This is a genomic window from Agrobacterium vitis, from assembly GCF_014926405.1.
Classification (GTDB): Bacteria; Pseudomonadota; Alphaproteobacteria; order Rhizobiales; family Rhizobiaceae; genus Allorhizobium; species Allorhizobium vitis_H.
In genome coordinates this window covers 101523-117261 of the sequence record NZ_JACXXJ020000002.1, presented here as the reverse complement: position 1 = coordinate 117261, position 15739 = coordinate 101523, and the positions used below count along the sequence as shown (strand labels likewise).

Sequence of the window (15739 nt, the reverse complement as noted above, 5' to 3'; positions counted from 1 at the left end):
TCCCGGAATATAAATCCCGTACAAACAATTACTTAGGCAACTTTCACGTCGCACTGACCTTGAATTTGCCGAAGGACGGGATGGATGTTTCCGTGCCAGCCTGGGCTGCGTCCGCAATCTGTTTGAAGACGCTTTCGACGATGGCCTTCGCCTGAACCTTGGTCAGGTTCTGTTCGGACGCGATCTTGTCGGCGATTTCGTTGGTGGTGGTCATGGAAGAATAGTCTCCTCTATCGATTGGTGTTCTTCTGGTATGACAACGAAGATGTGGCGGGGATAGGGGCGTAAAAGCTGGATTTGCTGCAAGAATGGCGAAAACCACAGGAAAATTCGGGTTTGGATCGCGGGCGCCGGCTATTCGCTGGGCTGAACGCTGATATAGCCCCGTCGCTTCTTTGTGCGCTCGATGCGTGCAAGTGCCGTATCCGCATCTTCTTCGCTATCGAAGGTATCAACCATTGTCTGCCCGCTCGATCCAATCCGGCCCCAGTTACGAATGACGGAGGCGCCGCCGAAGAGCGTTGGCTGAATCGCAAGCATATAGAAGCGCCGCATGTTCTGCGTCGTATCGATGCGGTGAAGATGAACCAGGCCAGTTGCGTCTTTTTCCATGGCTGGATTCTCGCTTCCTTTGGAGGGAGCGTCCAATGACGATTCTGAATCAATCAGGAAGTATCGATTCATCTGTGTGATGAGTTCGATCGGGAATGGGCGAGGCGACTTCGCCGCACTGGCTCTATGCGCGAGCGCACCGAACCCGCTCAGCAGTTCCGTCCCATGCGGGTCACGATCCTCTCGTCACCCAACTCTGGTTGGCTCACCCAAGTCAATCGGCAAAACTGCGCATGCAGCTCTCATTATCGATCGGCAACGCTCAGCTTTGCTTGGCGGCTCGTCGCTTCTCGGCGGCCTTCCGCTTGTCCTCGAGCGCCTGTTGCTGGGCCATGACGGCGGATTCATTCGGATCGCGGGCTTGTGCCTGCTCGCCCCACGAACCTGGAGCGTCCCGGAAGAACATCTCGCGCCGTGCGTTGAGATAGGTTCCGGGGAGAAAATCATCTGCTGTCCAGTCTTTGATCTCTTCGAGAAACGCGCCCTCTGCGTCCTTTCCCTTGCCTGCCTGACTATTGGCCGCGTCCCGAAAATAGAAATGTTCGTGGAGCCTGAGGAACTCCGTCAGATAAATATCGGCGACGCGGGTATTGCCTCTGATCAGGACCATGTTCTCGTCGTTGTTCTGAAGGCTGTTGGCGGAGAAGTTCGCTGATCCGGTGCAGATCAGGGGATCATCAGATAGCGGGTCGATCATCAGGTATTTGGTATGAATGAAAAAGATGTTGCCGCTCTCACGGGTGTGTTCCTCGCGCCAGAACCATTCCCCGAGCGGAAAATTTTTGATGTCGATGGTTCTGGTGGTCTTTTTCCCGTTCGGCAGCGTGATCATGATTTTCTTCTTGCCCAGCACCGCCCCATAGGAGGTGGTCAACATCGGGTCACGACCGTCTTTACGAAAGGCCGCAATCAATTCTGCCGGTGGACGCGATTCCATCACCAGCATGCGCAGGCAATCACGCTTTTGCGCCAGAGCGGAGATCAGAAGTGGGCTGACAGTGAACGCGACGGTGAACATCGCAAGGTCGCGTGCGTCGAGAATCCTGTTACCATACCAGAATAGCATTGCGAGATCGTCGCGCGCGCAAAAGATCGGGGAGATTGAGCCGGGCTCAACAACCTCCTGCGGTTGGGGCGAGATGGTTTTCGTTTCTTTTCTAACCGGTGCGCCTGTCGGGTTTTTCGATAGCAGATCCCAGTATTTCTTGTAACGATCAGCCAGCATTGGATCGCGGAACAGGTGACCAAGATTGGACTGTCCCAAAAAACCCGACATGGTAATGTTCGTCGAGCCCGTCCAGAGGGCCAGTGGCTTGTCGGATTTCGAAGAGTGGACGATGAATTTGTTGTGCGGAATGGTAGGTCGTGTCCGTTCTATCAGGACATCTTTGCCGGATAGTTTCGTGCCGATCGCCTTCTTGTTCGCCTCGGTGGCGTGATAGATAATTCGAACGTTGACGCCTCTCTTCAGCGCATCGTCGAAAGCATCGATGATGGGCTGATAGCTGAACTCGTAGAGGCAGGCGTGAAGCCACTCCCCTTTCTTGGGTGCCTTGATATAGGCAAGGCAGGCTTCGAGTAGCCCACGCGAGAGCCACCGCGTCTTGATATTGTTGAGGTCAAGCACTTCTTCTTCTGTCGGAGGGATATTGCCGAACTCGCGTGCATAATGCTGGCTCGCAATTGCTCCTCGATTGAACCAGATTCCGTGCTTGCCGTCGTCTTCGTCTTCTGTCCGGATTTTCAGCGCGATCATACGATGTTTATCAAGCTGAAGATCGCCTACCGGACCATAGGCGGGAAATATCTCGTACTGATAATCGGTGCTCGGCTCCGCTCCATAATCCGACCAGAAGAATTTCTGGATCGGGTGTTTGTCCGTCCGGAAGATCTTGAATCTTCCGTTGATCTTCTCCTTCGGCTTGGGTTCGACCGTCCTGAACACCTTGCTCGACTGGAGCCACTTCACGCTTGTAACCGTTTCGCCGTCGGGTTTCTTGAGATATTCGGAGCGGCGGATCGAAAATCCTCTCAGGCTATTTCGCGTGTCCCGATCGGCATCGAATGCTAGAAGGATCGAACGCGTGCCGGTGATGGCGCGAACCTTCAGGCCGTTGTTTTCCTCAAAATACCGCATGCCGTTCCCCCGTGTGATCAAGAGTTCCAACGAAGCTTTTGTTGAGCGCTGTCAACTATACAATTTTTCGGTCACGATAGAAGTGGCCATTCGTCTTGGTCGCGAGCCGGTGTGATTATTGTGAAGCTTCTCGTCGTCACTTTTGGTCGGCTTGCCGAGACTCCAGCATCGTTTGCGCCTTGGCTGGACGATGGAACCTGTTCTCACCGACACAAGTCCTCATATCCTCACGACGGAACCAGATGGCGCGTCCGCATCTGAGCGGCGGATTGCCCGATGTGAACACGATCTGCTCGTCAGCGCGCATGCGCAGCACCTCATGTGGCAGGATCAGCGGCCGGCGGCTGAGCTGCCGGGAACGTGAGCGCGACGATCCCTTCATCCCTGACGAGCGGTTTGTCTGGTCCACCTCGACCGTCGTATCGCCGCAGCGTTTCGAGATATAGTCGGCAGTATCAGGATCGTTGATCGCGGCAAACGAAATCCACGACGCGGATTCGAACCACTTGCTCGTCGCGTCCCGCCCGCCATAGGCCTCGCGCATCTGGCCGATGGACTGGAAGATCATCGTCAGCGTGATGCCGTATTTCCGTCCGGCGTCGCGGGCGGTCTCTAAGATCCGCAGATAGCCGAGCCTGGCGACCTCATCAAGTAGGAAGAGCGCGCCACCTTTCACATCGCCATTTCGATTGTAGATGGCATTGAGCAGCGATCCGATAACCACTCGCGCCAGTCCGGGATGGGCTTCCAGTACCTTCAAATCGAGCGCTATGAAGATGTCGGTTCCGCCCTCGGCGAGATCGTCGGTCGAAAAACTGTCGCCTGAGACGAGCGCGGCGTAGTTCGGATAAGATAGCCAGTGGGTTTCTTTCACCGCATTGGCGTAGACCCCGGAAAAGGTCTCAGGCGTCATGTTGACGAAGACCGAAACATTCTCCTTCACGAAGTCCGATTCCGACTGCTCGTAGATCTTGGTCAGACGCGCCCGCAGCTTCGGTTCCGGCTCGGAAAGATTGACTCTCACACGGCGCAGCGTCTGGTCTTGCTCGTCCGTGTGACCGGACAGCCAGACGTCGGCAATCAGAGCCGTCAGAAGCTGCATGGCCGACGCCCGAAAGAAGTCGTCGCGCGCAGAGGCCGAGCGGGGATTGTCGGTCATGATCCACGTTGCGACGGCGACGATGTCCTCTTCTTTCGTGCTGCCATGTCGCCCGATCCAGTCGAGCGCATTGAAGCCCACGCCTGACGTCGAGGGATCGAGAATGATCACCTTCCGGCCAGCCTTGCGGCGATGCTCCGATACCATCGGTGCGACCTCGCTCGACGGGTCGAGGACAACGAGACTGCCACCCCACTTGAGCGCGGTCGGGACCGTGACCGACGTCGTCTTGAAACCGCCGGATCCGGCGAAGACGATGCCATGCGAGGAGCCAAAGGAGCCGTCGAAGCATAGGAGCGGGCTCTTGCCTCCCGCGCCCCAGGTCGACGGATCGTCGGCGCGGAACGACACAGCCGCAACGCTGTCGCGATCGACGCGGTACCGTTCGCCGACGACGATGCCGCCGGGATCGGGGAAAAGTTTTGCCGCCTCCTGCACCTTCATCCAGTCGGCCTCGCCATGCACGGCGCGTTTGCCGCGGATACGGCGCGGCGCCGAACTGGCAAAAGCCGCATTGCCGCGAAGACCGACGCGCAGCGCGAAGACGCCGGCAAGGAATGTGACGGACGCGCCAAGCATCGTCGCCGGGTCCGCGTAGGCGAATACCGACTGTCCGCCCGGAACGTTGCCGGCGATGCTGGCAAGCCGGACCGCCTCGCGGATCGCCGCGATGAAGATCGCCGCCACGCTGCCGCTGACAACGCCCCACCCGGCCGCCCTGATGTTCGCAGCGCCATTGGCCGCGAACAGGAAGATCGTGCCGATCGCAGCCGCTGTGATGTAGGGCAGGGCGAGACCGATCCGCCCGAGCATCAGCTTTGTCTGCGCTGTCCTTCCGAACGCCGCCAGCCATCGCTCGATCCCCGGCATGAGCATCATCGCGGCGATCATGATTGTGGCCGGGATGACGGCGAGGAGAATTCTATTCACCGTCACGACCAAAGGCCTCCGCGCCGATGGCGGTCAAGCGTGACCGCTCTTCTTCGTCGCCCTTGAACCGGCGGCCGCCGTCGACCAACAGCCCGAGCAGCAGCGCCCGCTTTTCGTAACGCAGTCCTGCCTTGACGATCAGCCCGCCGAGCTCGATTTTTTCGCGGGAGTCCTTCTTGCGTGCTTCTGACGTCATCGACTTTGCCATCCGTTCAAGCCTCGCCAGACCCGCCTTCATCCGCGCCAGACGCGAGCGCCGCGGACGGCTCGGTACCGGTCCGGCTCTCTCCGGCTTGTCTCTTTCCGGTCGCCGAGCCCTTGCCGCCACGAAACCGTTTGGCGACTTCCTCGAAGGCTGACTGAAGCTCGGCCTCCTCGATGTCGATTTCCCCAAGCCCAGCTTTTAGCGCAATCCGCCCGATGCGCTCGGCCTCGCGTGTTTCGGCCTGTTTCAGCTGGTCCTGCAATCTGGCGATTTCTTCCCTGATCTTCGATGATGGTTTCTTCATTCCGGTCGCATCTCCCTGGAAATCTTGGGCGTCTGTTCCGTTGCAAGATTTCCCCAAAAGCACGTCCGAAGGAATGTGCAGATCTGCACGTCGGCAAAGCCGACACTTTGGAGGATGATCCCGCCGTTCCGAAGGAGCGGATCCAAGGGCGCCGTTCCGAAGGAGCGGATCCAAGGGCGCAATTATACGTCGCTGATGCGACGTGCTTGCCCACGGCCCTGGCGGGGCCGTCGTAGGGTTGTCGCTTCCGACGAACGAGGTTCGAACCAGGAGTGTTTTACGCCGTGGCCATCGCCCATTTTGCAGCCAGTATCGTCAGCCGCGGCGGTGGCCGCAGCGTGGTGCTGTCTGCGGCCTATCGGCACTGCGCGAAGATGGAGTACGAGCGCGAGGCCCGTACCATCGACTACACCCGCAAACAGGGGCTGCTTCATGAGGAGTTTTTACTTCCTGTGGATGCTCCGAAATGGGTGCGGGCGCTGATCGCCGATCGCTCGGTATCGGGAGCGGTCGAAGCCTTCTGGAACAAGGTCGAGGCGTTCGAAAAACGTGCCGATGCGCAGCTTGCCCGGGACCTCACAATCGCTCTTCCGCTGGAGCTCACCCCGGAGCAGAACATCGCGTTAGTTCGCGACTTCGTGGAAAAACACATCCAAGCCAAGGAGACCACGCTCGATTATGAGCGCGGAAAGCTTTACCGCGAGGCGCTGCGGTTTGCGGAAAGTCGCGGCCTTAACATCGTCCAGGTGGCGCGGACGCTGCTACGCGACCAACTCGACTGGACGCTGCGCCAGAAGACGAAACTTGTCGATCTCGGCCAGCGCCTTGCTGTCTTTGCAGAGCGTCTCGGTCTGCACCACCCCTTAAAAACCCAAACGATGAAGGAGGCCGCGCCCATGGTTGCAGGCATCAGGACATTTTCCGGTTCCGTCGCCGATACGGTGGAGCAAAAGCTCGACACCGATCCAGCCCTCAGACAACAATGGGAAGAGGTCTCGACCCGCTTTTCTTACGTCTTTGCTGATCCCGAGACCGCCTTCCGGGCGATGAACTTCGATGCGGTGCTAGCGGATAAAGAAACGGCAGAACTGGCGCTTCAGACGCTGACGACCGCCCCGGCGTCGATCGGACCGCTGAAGGGCAAGACCGGCATTCTTGCCAGCAAGACCGAGCGCGAGGACCGTCGCGTTGCAAACCTCAATGTTCCGGCCCTGAAGCGCGATCTCAAGCAGTATCTGAGGATGCGCGAGACCGCCGTGCAGCGGCTGCAGGCTGACGAGCAGGTATTGCGTCAGCGCGTGTCGATCGACATCCCGGCATTGTCGCCGGCAGCACATGTGGTGCTGGAGCGCGTGCGTGACGCGATCGACCGCAACGATCTGCCGGCGGCCATGGCATATGCACTGAGCAATCGGGAAACCAAGCTGGAAATTGACGGGTTCAACCAAGCTGTCACCCAGCGGTTCGGGGAACGCACACTGCTCACCAATGCCGCGCGCGAACCCTCCGGAAAGCTCTTCGACAAACTCTCAGACGGGATGCAGCCCGAGCAGAAGGAGCATCTGAAGGAAGCCTGGCCGATCATACGCACGTCCCAGCAGCTCGCCGCTCACGAGCGCACCGTCCAGACCCTGCGTCAGGCCGAAGATTTGCGGCTCGCCCAGCGTCAGACGCCGGTGATGAAGCAATGAGGCGGCGGCTTCTCCTGTTCCTGGCCGGCCTGGGCGGGATGATCGCCGCTCTGGCGGCAATCGCATACTTCGGCGGCTTTCGATTGAACCTGACGCCGAGCGAGCCGCTTGGGCTCTGGCGTATCATGGCCCTGCAGCGTCCGGTCGAGGTCGGCGATCTCGTGTTCATCTGCCCACCGCCGACCGCGTCATTCGAGGAGGCACGCCGCCGCGGCTATGTCAGGCGTGGCCTCTGCCCCGGTGGGTTTGCGCCGCTTATCAAGACAGTGGCGGCACTTCCCGGACAGCACATCGAAATCGGCGTGAATGTCACTGTCGACGGCAGGCCTCTTGCCTCATCGAAGGTTCGAACGAGCGATGGCGAGGGCAGGCCAATCACACCGTTCAAGACCGGCATCGTGCCACTGAGAAATCTGTTTCTTCACTCATCCTTTGCGAGCTCCTATGATAGTCGGTATTTTGGACCGGTTCCCGACACGGGCCTTCTCGGCCTGGCGTGGCCGGTCCTCACGTTCAATCCATAACAGGCAGCGATCCTGCCTGCTCATCGCCGTATCTGTCGCTTGCGGCGGGATTGCCTGGAGTGGTCATGTCCTGACCCTTCCGGTCGCTGTGTTGTTTCCGGCGCTATGGGCGATGTCGCCGTCGCGGCTGACGGCGGTGCTGGTGTCGGCCGGATATTTTCTGGCTGCGTCGCGTGGGCTGCCGCAGGGCGTCGCCAACTTCTATGGCGCCGATCTCTGGCCGGGGCTTCTGCTCTGGACAGCTGCTTCGCTCTCCTTCGCCGGGGTGCATGCGGCGCTCTGGAAGGGGCAACCGGAAGGGATGTACACGGGGGAAGGTCGATCGGGAATGGCAATGGCGGCACGCTATCTGGCGGCGGCGGTGCTCATGGGACTGCCGCCCCTCGGCATAACCGGCTGGGCACATCCGCTCATCGCTGCAGGTGTGCTCTTTCCGGGATGGGGATGGTGGGGGCTGGTCGCGATGACAGCCGGCCTCGCGATGATGACATCGCGATATTGGCCGGCTGCCACCATCGTCCTGGGAGGATTGTGGCTCTGGTCCGCCGCTACGTGGACTTCGCCGAATCTACCCGAGGGATGGAAGGGCGTCGACCTCGAACAAGGTGAGAAACTCGGACGCGACGGCTCGCTCGACTATCACCGTGACCTGATCGCAACGGTGCTCGCGGCGGCATCAGTGAAAACCCGGTTCATCGTTCTTCCCGAAAGCGCACTCGGTTTCTGGACACCGACCGTCGCGAGGTTTTGGAGCCAAGGCTTGCAAGGCTCGGAGCTCACTGTGATCGCTGGCGCGGCCGTCATCGATCCGGGCGGCTACGACAATGTCATGGTGACGGTCTCGGCTGACGAAGCTCGAATTCTCTATCGTGAACGCATGCCCGTCCCGGTGTCCATGTGGCAGCCATGGCGGGCCTGGACCGGGCAGGGCGGTGGAGCCCGCGCCAACCTCTTTGGCAATCCAGTTGTGCAAAGCGACGGCCAGAAGCTCGCCGCGCTGATCTGCTACGAGCAGCTCCTCCTCTGGCCGGTCCTGCAGTCGATGCTGCATTCCCCCAGCGCAATCATTGCCCCGGGCAACGGATGGTGGACCGCGGGAACCTCGATCGTCGCCATTCAAAACGTGAGCGTGATGGCCTGGGCAAAACTGTTCGGACTGCCCGTCGTCACGGCTTTCAACAGATAAGGAATTGTTTGCGATGGTCGATGCCGCCCTCATCAAAGAATGCAGCGATCCCGGCCTGAAGCCGGCGATCGTAGAACAGTTCATCGAGCGGGCAGGGGCACCGGACCCGCTCGCAGTCACGGTCCGCTCCGGAAACCGCCTCGTACTGGTGCCCAGGCCGAAGACGGCGGAGGAAGCGTTGGCGCTGATCGGAGACAACCTCGGTCGCAACACCGTTCGCGTCGGGATCACACAATACCCTGCCGGGCTCGGCATCGTAGAGGCGGGCCAGATGAAGCCGGACCTGGTCGATGCTTGCGAGAACATCCGCATGGGCACGGCACTCTTCGCCAAGGTCTATCGGATTGTCACGAAATGGTATGGCAATCCGACCGAGAGGCAAGTCCTACCGCAAGTGTTCGACGACGCGATCATTGCCTGGCAGACGGGATACTTCGAAGGAACGGCGGTGTTTCGAGCGGAAGATCCAGGAAAGATGAAACTCGCCGATCCTGGGCCTGTGAAAAAGGACGGAGCTGAACCGGCCACCAATGAGGCTCCGGCCGGTGACGGCTCCGAAAACGCAAAACAGGACGACGCTCCGTCCGATCCAAACACTTCCGACATTCGCATCGATCTGTCGGGGATTGGCGCTCGAAAACCATAGGATTGACCCTGGTTTTACGTGGTGGTCATCCCCAGCCTTTCGCTCAACCTCGTCATCAGGTCCATGCGCTCATGGAAAATGCCGACAATCAGCGCGGGCTCGTTGTCGCGCGGCAGGCAGAAGACGTAGTGGTGCTCGCAATGGACCATGCGGAGCGTCGGATAAAGCTCGCCCAAGTCTCTGAACGGTGGTTGCCCCGAGGCAAGCCGGGCAAAACCTTGCTCTAGCCTGGTAATGTATCGGCGCACCTGCGCATCGCTCCATTGTTTGCGCGTGTAGCGAATGATTCCGCGCAGGTCCGCTTCCGCGCCATTCGCCAGAACATAGGTTGTGGTCAACCGCGGCTATCCTTGGCCAGTTCCTCGTCAAGAACCTCGCTTACGCTACGGGTGGACACTTTTCCCGCCAGACTTTCACCGATGCGATCGCTCAGCAGCGATTTCAACTGCTGCCATGCCACTTCACCATCCGCGTCCCCGGGAAACAGGCGTTCCAGCGCATATTGCTTGATCGTCTTTCCCTGTAAAGCGGCAGTGGCCTTCAGATTTTGATGCTGCTGGTCGGTAATATCGATTGTCAGTCGGCTCATACAACAAGCTCCGGATATTGTCACAAACCCACATTAGCACAAATGTTGGCATCTGGCCAATTGGGCTGTTCTCGGGAGGCGCATGCAGCGGAAAAGTGCGTACATTACGGCTGGGTCCGGCCACATAGTGTGTTTCGCCAAACTGCAGGCGATGCCAGCCTCACATGAGAAGGAATTTCCACCACTTGTCGTAAAGCTGGAACAAGTTTGTCCCATGATGGCGTTGTATGGTGTTGAATATCTTTGGCCGAGGACAGGATGTGAAGATTTGCACCGCGGTGATTTCGATCGACACTGGCGTCATTCTGGAATGTTTCTTATAAGAGGGCACGCAGTACGTGCTGCGTTGCGGCTTAGAATCCGCAGATGAACGGTTGGCGCTGACCGGAATGGCGCCAGGAACCCTCTGACCTTGTGTCCGGGGGCCTGTGACGTATGTCCAGGCTCCGGCTAAAGGTCGCAGGGCCGATTCATCTCGGATTCTAACCCCCGGGCAAGGGTTCAAAGGGTTCAACGTTTGCGGGGGCGTACCGCAGACTAACCAGGGTTAGGTCAGGAATGGAACTGGAAGATGCAATCGTGACGAATAGGGTCGAGCTCCGCCCATTGATCGGGCTGACGCGTGGACTACCTCCGGCGGACCTGGAAGCAATCACGATCGATGCTATCCGGACACACCGGCAGTTGGTGGAAAAAGCCGATGAACTCTTCCAGGCTCTCCCGGAGACTTACAAAACCGGAAAAGAAGCTGGCGGCCCACAGCATATTCGATACATTGAAGCGAGCATCGAAATGCATGCGCAGATGAGCGCCCTGAACACGCTGATCAGTATTCTTGGCTTCATTCCCAAGGTCGTCGTTAACTGACAGCGGTCAAAGTCAGGCGCCGACATCATCGTGTGATGGCGGATATGGCTGTATAGTTTGGTTTCCGTGCTTAAGCTGCGCGATCTAGTGGTGGCGTTGCCCATTGTGCTCCCCGGCGGGAGCAAGCTTATTCTGTGTCGTCGATCATTTCAATGATTTCGAAGCTTTTGATGAGCGTCGAGATGTCTTCATTTAGTAACACAAGCGCCACGTTCGGCGAAATTGCGCGGATCTGAATTTTCACGAGATAACCGGTTTCCACACATGTTCAGGATACTCGGCCGCCTCGCGCTTAAACCGGTAAACTGCCTCACGGGCGGCATCCGAACTCTCGTAAAAGTAAAGGGCCATGACCCCGGCACGGACAGAACAGACTTGACTAAGTCGCAATCAAAGGGCCGATTGACAGCGACCCTTCCAGCGCTCCTCGCTGGTTTGCCTATCGGTGGCCGCTACCAACAAGGCATTTTGCTAGGTGTCATCGGTGCTGACTGGGACGACGGGGAGGTCTGCTTAAACGTTGAAGGCTCTAAGCGCGAATGACAGAAACGACAGTTGACGACAACTTGATGTCTTAATCTTCAAACAGTTTGTTCAGTACTGACCGCAGGAGAAAGAGAGCGGACAGACTACCGCAGATTGCTCTTAAATTTATAAGTTTTTCTCTTCAGTATTCAAAAACAGTAATCTTTTTCTTAGCTGCGTCGGAAGATGGCCAGACCAACGCTTTGATGATGCCGAAGCTGATCAATTGTGCCGTAAAACTACAAATGAAACAGAAAAATTCTTAATCGTCTCCACCCGAGTAGCATATTATCCTTTGATGAACAAAGGAGCGATATCATGAGAAATTCGAGTTTGCATGATGCATCTGGGAACGACGATGCACAGGTACCCCACAAAACAGAATTGCTTGATCTGCCAGACCTTGTGCTGACGGAAGTTGCCAAACGTCTAGCGACTGACAATCCAGTTGAGTCCGCGGAGAATATAGCTAATTTTAGCAAATCCCATCGCTCGACAAGGGACGTGGTTCGAACGGAACCTTTAGAAAAATTCTCGTCACGCCTTAAGATCCTGGCGCCACAGGCGAAACTGTTGTGTCATGCCGTGCGGCAGGCAGCAACACTGCCGGATGGAGAACAACTAAGTGAAGCGCAACTATTGCAAATGCAAAATGAAGTCGCAATTCGCCCAGTCTTAGGCGTAGCGTATACCCATCACGACGGCCAACCAGGAGAGAGTTTGTCAGGGAACGACCTGAACCGTAAAATTGAGAATATTCCTGATTTGGTCTTCAATGTTGCGGAACCCATTATGTTTAATGAGATCTCCGCTACCGAGGTGATGGCAAAAGTTCGGCCTATCGCCAGATCGATCAAAGAGGCCCACGACGATGCGCGAGCGGAATTGATGTCGGTGGAAAGGCCTCGAGGAACGCGCGGTCTATGACTATATGCGCTCTTCGACGCGCGCCTAGAAGGACCTGCTCGCACTCTTCTTAAGACTGGCGGGTTGGGTACACGCGGCCTGATCTGATGGGGGCCAGGTTTTGCGACTTGGTGCTCGCGACCTTTCGTGCGTCTGAGTAAATCACGGGGAGATGGAGCCACAGACAATGCGGCGCCCGCTCTTCCGGCGTGGCCAAGGCAATGTGTAATTTTGTGGAGCCCGTTATGAAATCTTTCCCAATGGGCGACGATGATTGTCCCTAGCACTGCCATCGCGCCGCCGAGGATGGTGTAGATGGATGGACTATCGCTGAGAGAAGCGAAGCCAAACAGCGTTGCCAGGGAGCGACGAGATAGAGGAAATTCACCGCCATGCCCGCCGGCGATTTGCCAGGTCCGTAATCGCAGGCGAATTAGGCGAGGAGGGTCAAAACACAACGCTAACCCTGTCGCTGCCTTGGTAGAAGACGAGGCCTGCATGAACTGCATTGCCGTCTCCGGTGCCCATGACAGCAGCAACAGGTTGGCCGAACATCCCAGCCATCCGAACAATCTGAAGCGCTCGCCTGGTATTTCCATGCGAGAAGCACCGTCATGATGGAGTAATGTTGGAGATGAAAATGGCCGGCGGTGCGCGAATCAAACAGGATGAGAGGCTTATATCGATCGCATATATGTTCGACTTTGCCCTACATTCCGTGCGAGATGCGCACTGGCGGTGGCGGACCTGATGACGGGCATATTTGACTTCCGCCGGTTCTCGTGGCCATCGTACCAGCGCAAGAGCTGAGACGGCGGAGACTTCGCTCTATATGATGATCGATCTCTGCTGTACCGAACGCAATCTGTAGATGCATCTAATCAGCCGCCTCGGACGCCAACTCCATTGTCATAAAAGTCACGGACAATAACAAGACAGTCAGCAAATTCGACCTCAAGGCAAAGCTCGCGATACTTGCGGACAACAACAGAATGTCTATCAAAACGATGGTGGCTAAATTCGTCGACTATCAAATAGTCGACTTTCCGATCAATGCATAATTGCACGCAATCTCTTACCTGCAGCTCTGACTCACAGATATAGACAATTGTGCACGAAGATGAATTCGACGGCTTTTCCCGTCTAACCGACACGCGCCACGGTCTCATCAACATGTTTTTTGCTGATTCAAGAAATCTACACATCAATGCTTGGCCCTCTTTCTGGGACGGCATATTGGTGCATTGAGCTGTCCTAGCAATCCATGTTGGAAAAAACCGGGTTTCAACTGAAACACTGAAGTTTTTGTGGCAGGTTCCGGCAGAAACAAAAAGCAAGGCGACATAGATCGCCGGTGTTCCAGACGTTCGTGAAGGTATCGATCTCCCGTGTCGCCTCGAGTTCGCATGGGAGGGCGAAAGATGGCGTGCTCGATTTCATGGTCGAGCTGCTGCAAATTCTGTCTTTAACTTAGCTCGCCGTCACGAGGTGGTGTGCGTGGATCACCAGATACTTCTTAGCCATGTGATTGAATTCGGTAGCGTTGTATAACGAACGACGTCGCTCCCCAGTATCCCCCAGCAGCAAACCGATCGCGGGCGTTACTGCTGAAACACAGTTTCTGTTTAACCAGCATTCAGGGAATGATAGTCCTGAAGCGAGATCGCGGCCAACAGGGACAATTCGAATATCCCTGAATATATTGTTACAAAATCGGTATACTGAAGAGATGTGTTTTGTAAACCTGTATTGATACAGCATTATCTAAATATAGATATCGTATTAACATGATATATATAATGACAATTGTGCGTATATACAAATATGGAAAGTATGTATGGCTAAAAGTGACGCTTATAGGCTAATAATATTTGATTTTGATGGTACATTGGCCGACAGCAGCGCCTGGATGATAAGCGCTCTGAGGGAAATGTCCGAACGACACCGATTTGTAACGCCCAGCGACACTCAGATTGAATATCTGCGTGGCCTTTCAGTTTGCCAGGTTTTGAAATGGCTGAGAGTACCGGTATGGCGCGTTCCTCTGATCGTGAGAGATTTGCGTAAACTGGCTCGCGAAGCAACGTTCGATATGTTCCCTAGGACAGAAAAGGTCTTATTTCTCCTCCAAGATCAAGGGGTGGAGCTTGCAATCTTAAGTTCGAACAGCATTGAAAATATTCAGCGCGTGCTCGGGCCATTGGAGAGATACTTTGCTTATATAGAGGGTAGCTCGCCGGTATTTGGGAAGGGCAAAAGGATCAATAAGATACTTCGCCGGTGCAAAAAGTCCCGGAATGAAGTCCTTCTTGTCGGAGATGAGGTTCGTGATATTGAGGCAGCGACGAGTCAAAACATTGCCTCCGCGGGAGTTACGTGGGGTTATGCCAAGAGAGAGGCTTTGGCCTGCAGCAATCCCACTCACATTCTCGAAGATATTGAGGATTTAATAGACTTGAAACCTCTATAGAGAAGAAGAACAACTCTTGCAGTGCTAATGCTGTTATATTTACATTGAAATTACTTCACATGTCGGGGCTTCGGGCTGAAAGCAGATGTCGTCAGATTTGCCAGCAGTCGTTCAACGTCCCCCTCATCGGCGGTACCGCGCATCTTTTAAGCCAACGGAGTGATCGCCTTGGAACGGCAGTCACGGCATCCGTTCGATTGCGCTAGACGGGATTATCTGGGGTCATCATTGGTGAGCGGGGCGGTTTGAGTACCGCAAAGCCGCGCAGCCTGCGTCGGCAGAAGCATATTACAATTGAAATGAAATACGGCGAACCTGAAATGACCGGTTAACTCACCTCTTACAAGATTTGGGAGCGAAGCGAAATCTGTTGGCTCACTAAACTTGGCAGGAGCTGTTATGCACTCAACCAGATTGCGAACAAATGAAGTTGCGGTCGCGCTACCCGAAGACGGTGACGCATCGCTTTTCTTTGTTGGAAAGATCCGGACCCCCTGGAAAAGTCGAGCTGACACTCCTCGGCAGGGCAGTGAATCGGGGCCACTATGCACGCTTGAGATTTCGGAACCTTGGGCCTTGGCGCTGAAGGGTGTCGAGGTGTATGCGAAGCTTGAAGTTCTTTATTGGCTGCACGAGTCACCGCGCGATATTGTCCTACTAAGTCCCGCTGACGATGGAGAGATTCACGGCGCTTTCTCTCTGCGATCACCTGTGAGGCCCAATCCGATCGGAACGTCGATCGTGAAGGTGGAACGAGTATCTGGAAACTCGATTGCCGTACGTGGCCTTGACTGCCTGGATGAAACACCGCTGTTGGATATCAAACCGGATCGCTCGTTATCAAAGCCGCTAGCCCCAGTGAGGAAAAGTCCCTCGGTTCCGGCCGCCTGACTGGCATGATGCACCACCCTTCGTTCCGCAGAGAAAGCCGCGGGTCGAGATAGGCATTTACGGTGAACTAGGTTTTCGCGAGGTTTCGGACGAGCAG

Annotated in this window: 15 protein-coding genes and 1 pseudogene; 8 read left to right on the top strand and 8 right to left on the bottom strand. The window is 56.3% G+C overall.

The features are described from left to right. Window positions 1-46: 46 nt before the first annotated feature. The 6 genes and pseudogenes from IEI95_RS01385 to traC all read right to left on the bottom strand — a co-directional run. Window positions 47-214: pseudogene (locus IEI95_RS01385) on the bottom strand (HU family DNA-binding protein); the annotation flags it as partial. Between the two features lie 140 nt (window positions 215-354). Further along, window positions 355-612: a WGR domain-containing protein gene (locus IEI95_RS01380; protein ID WP_060716554.1), complete on the bottom strand. Its 258-nt coding sequence runs from the start codon at window positions 610-612 to the stop codon at window positions 355-357. Window positions 613-874: 262 nt separating this feature from the next. Next, entirely contained in the window at window positions 875-2749 is a 1875-nt protein-coding gene (locus IEI95_RS01375) for a phospholipase D-like domain-containing protein (protein ID WP_060716555.1), read from the bottom strand. 136 nt (window positions 2750-2885) lie between these two features. Then, window positions 2886-4844 (bottom strand): Ti-type conjugative transfer system protein TraG, encoded by a 1959-nt coding sequence (traG, locus tag IEI95_RS01370; RefSeq protein ID WP_060716556.1) that lies wholly within the window; start codon window positions 4842-4844, stop codon window positions 2886-2888. Beyond that, entirely contained in the window at window positions 4831-5076 is a 246-nt protein-coding gene (gene traD, locus IEI95_RS01365) for a type IV conjugative transfer system coupling protein TraD (protein ID WP_114386963.1), read from the bottom strand. The genes traG and traD overlap by 14 nt, the downstream gene beginning before the upstream one ends. Further along, a complete protein-coding gene (gene traC, locus IEI95_RS01360) occupies window positions 5051-5347 on the bottom strand; it encodes a conjugal transfer protein TraC (RefSeq protein WP_060716558.1) in 297 nt (98 codons plus the stop codon). Before traC ends, traD begins: the two co-directional genes overlap by 26 nt. Before the next feature lie 284 nt (window positions 5348-5631). On the opposite strand from traC, the gene IEI95_RS01355 reads away from it, so the two are divergent. The 4 genes from IEI95_RS01355 to IEI95_RS01340 are packed head-to-tail and all read left to right on the top strand — an operon-like array spanning window position 5632 to window position 9394. Beyond that, window positions 5632-7038, top strand: coding sequence for a BID domain-containing protein (locus tag IEI95_RS01355; protein WP_420481785.1), 1407 nt, complete (start codon window positions 5632-5634; stop codon window positions 7036-7038). Beyond that, entirely contained in the window at window positions 7035-7562 is a 528-nt protein-coding gene (gene traF / locus IEI95_RS01350) for a conjugative transfer signal peptidase TraF (protein WP_194415673.1), read from the top strand. The genes IEI95_RS01355 and traF overlap by 4 nt, the downstream gene beginning before the upstream one ends. 16 nt (window positions 7563-7578) lie before the next feature. Continuing rightward, window positions 7579-8748: a conjugal transfer protein TraB gene (locus tag IEI95_RS01345; RefSeq protein ID WP_234934145.1), complete on the top strand. Its 1170-nt coding sequence runs from the start codon at window positions 7579-7581 to the stop codon at window positions 8746-8748. A 13-nt stretch (window positions 8749-8761) separates the two neighbouring features. Then, the gene (locus IEI95_RS01340) at window positions 8762-9394 is read left to right on the top strand and encodes a TraH family protein (RefSeq protein WP_156538652.1); all 633 of its coding nucleotides are present in this window, start codon (window positions 8762-8764) and stop codon (window positions 9392-9394) included. Window positions 9395-9408: 14 nt separating this feature from the next. On the opposite strand, the gene IEI95_RS01335 is transcribed toward IEI95_RS01340, so the two are convergent. Together IEI95_RS01335 and IEI95_RS01330 are read right to left on the bottom strand one after the other, a co-directional pair. After that, a complete protein-coding gene (locus IEI95_RS01335; RefSeq protein ID WP_060716561.1) occupies window positions 9409-9732 on the bottom strand; it encodes a type II toxin-antitoxin system RelE/ParE family toxin in 324 nt (107 codons plus the stop codon). After that, complete coding sequence (locus tag IEI95_RS01330; RefSeq protein ID WP_060716562.1) at window positions 9729-9983, bottom strand: type II TA system antitoxin, ParD family; 255 nt, start codon at window positions 9981-9983, stop codon at window positions 9729-9731. Before IEI95_RS01330 ends, IEI95_RS01335 begins: the two co-directional genes overlap by 4 nt. A gap of 558 nt (window positions 9984-10541) precedes the next feature. On the opposite strand from IEI95_RS01330, the gene IEI95_RS01325 reads away from it, so the two are divergent. The 4 genes from IEI95_RS01325 (at window position 10542) to tsaA (ending at window position 15642) form a co-directional block, all read left to right on the top strand. Further along, a complete protein-coding gene (locus IEI95_RS01325; protein WP_060716563.1) occupies window positions 10542-10850 on the top strand; it encodes a transcriptional repressor TraM in 309 nt (102 codons plus the stop codon). 843 nt (window positions 10851-11693) lie between these two features. Continuing rightward, window positions 11694-12302 carry a hypothetical protein gene (locus tag IEI95_RS01320; RefSeq protein WP_060716565.1) on the top strand — a complete coding sequence of 203 codons (609 nt, stop codon included), beginning with the start codon at window positions 11694-11696 and terminating at the stop codon, window positions 12300-12302. Window positions 12303-14118: 1816 nt separating this feature from the next. Continuing rightward, entirely contained in the window at window positions 14119-14751 is a 633-nt protein-coding gene (locus IEI95_RS01315; RefSeq protein WP_060716566.1) for an HAD family hydrolase, read from the top strand. A gap of 399 nt (window positions 14752-15150) precedes the next feature. Further along, complete coding sequence (gene tsaA / locus IEI95_RS01310; protein ID WP_081088910.1) at window positions 15151-15642, top strand: tRNA (N6-threonylcarbamoyladenosine(37)-N6)-methyltransferase TrmO; 492 nt, start codon at window positions 15151-15153, stop codon at window positions 15640-15642. Window positions 15643-15739 lie beyond the last annotated feature (97 nt).

Coding starts and splice junctions, on each gene's coding strand:
- traF (WP_194415673.1), top strand. CDS start 7,035: ATGAGGCGGCGGCTTCTCCTGTTCCTGGCCGGCCTGGGCGGGATGATC.
- IEI95_RS01340 (WP_156538652.1), top strand. CDS start 8,762: ATGGTCGATGCCGCCCTCATCAAAGAATGCAGCGATCCCGGCCTGAAG.
- IEI95_RS01375 (WP_060716555.1), bottom strand. CDS start 2,749: ATGCGGTATTTTGAGGAAAACAACGGCCTGAAGGTTCGCGCCATCACC.
- IEI95_RS01315 (WP_060716566.1), top strand. CDS start 14,119: ATGGCTAAAAGTGACGCTTATAGGCTAATAATATTTGATTTTGATGGT.
- IEI95_RS01325 (WP_060716563.1), top strand. CDS start 10,542: ATGGAACTGGAAGATGCAATCGTGACGAATAGGGTCGAGCTCCGCCCA.
- tsaA (WP_081088910.1), top strand. CDS start 15,151: ATGCACTCAACCAGATTGCGAACAAATGAAGTTGCGGTCGCGCTACCC.
- IEI95_RS01380 (WP_060716554.1), bottom strand. CDS start 612: ATGGAAAAAGACGCAACTGGCCTGGTTCATCTTCACCGCATCGATACG.
- IEI95_RS01330 (WP_060716562.1), bottom strand. CDS start 9,983: ATGAGCCGACTGACAATCGATATTACCGACCAGCAGCATCAAAATCTG.
- IEI95_RS01320 (WP_060716565.1), top strand. CDS start 11,694: ATGAGAAATTCGAGTTTGCATGATGCATCTGGGAACGACGATGCACAG.
- traD (WP_114386963.1), bottom strand. CDS start 5,076: ATGAAGGCGGGTCTGGCGAGGCTTGAACGGATGGCAAAGTCGATGACG.
- traC (WP_060716558.1), bottom strand. CDS start 5,347: ATGAAGAAACCATCATCGAAGATCAGGGAAGAAATCGCCAGATTGCAG.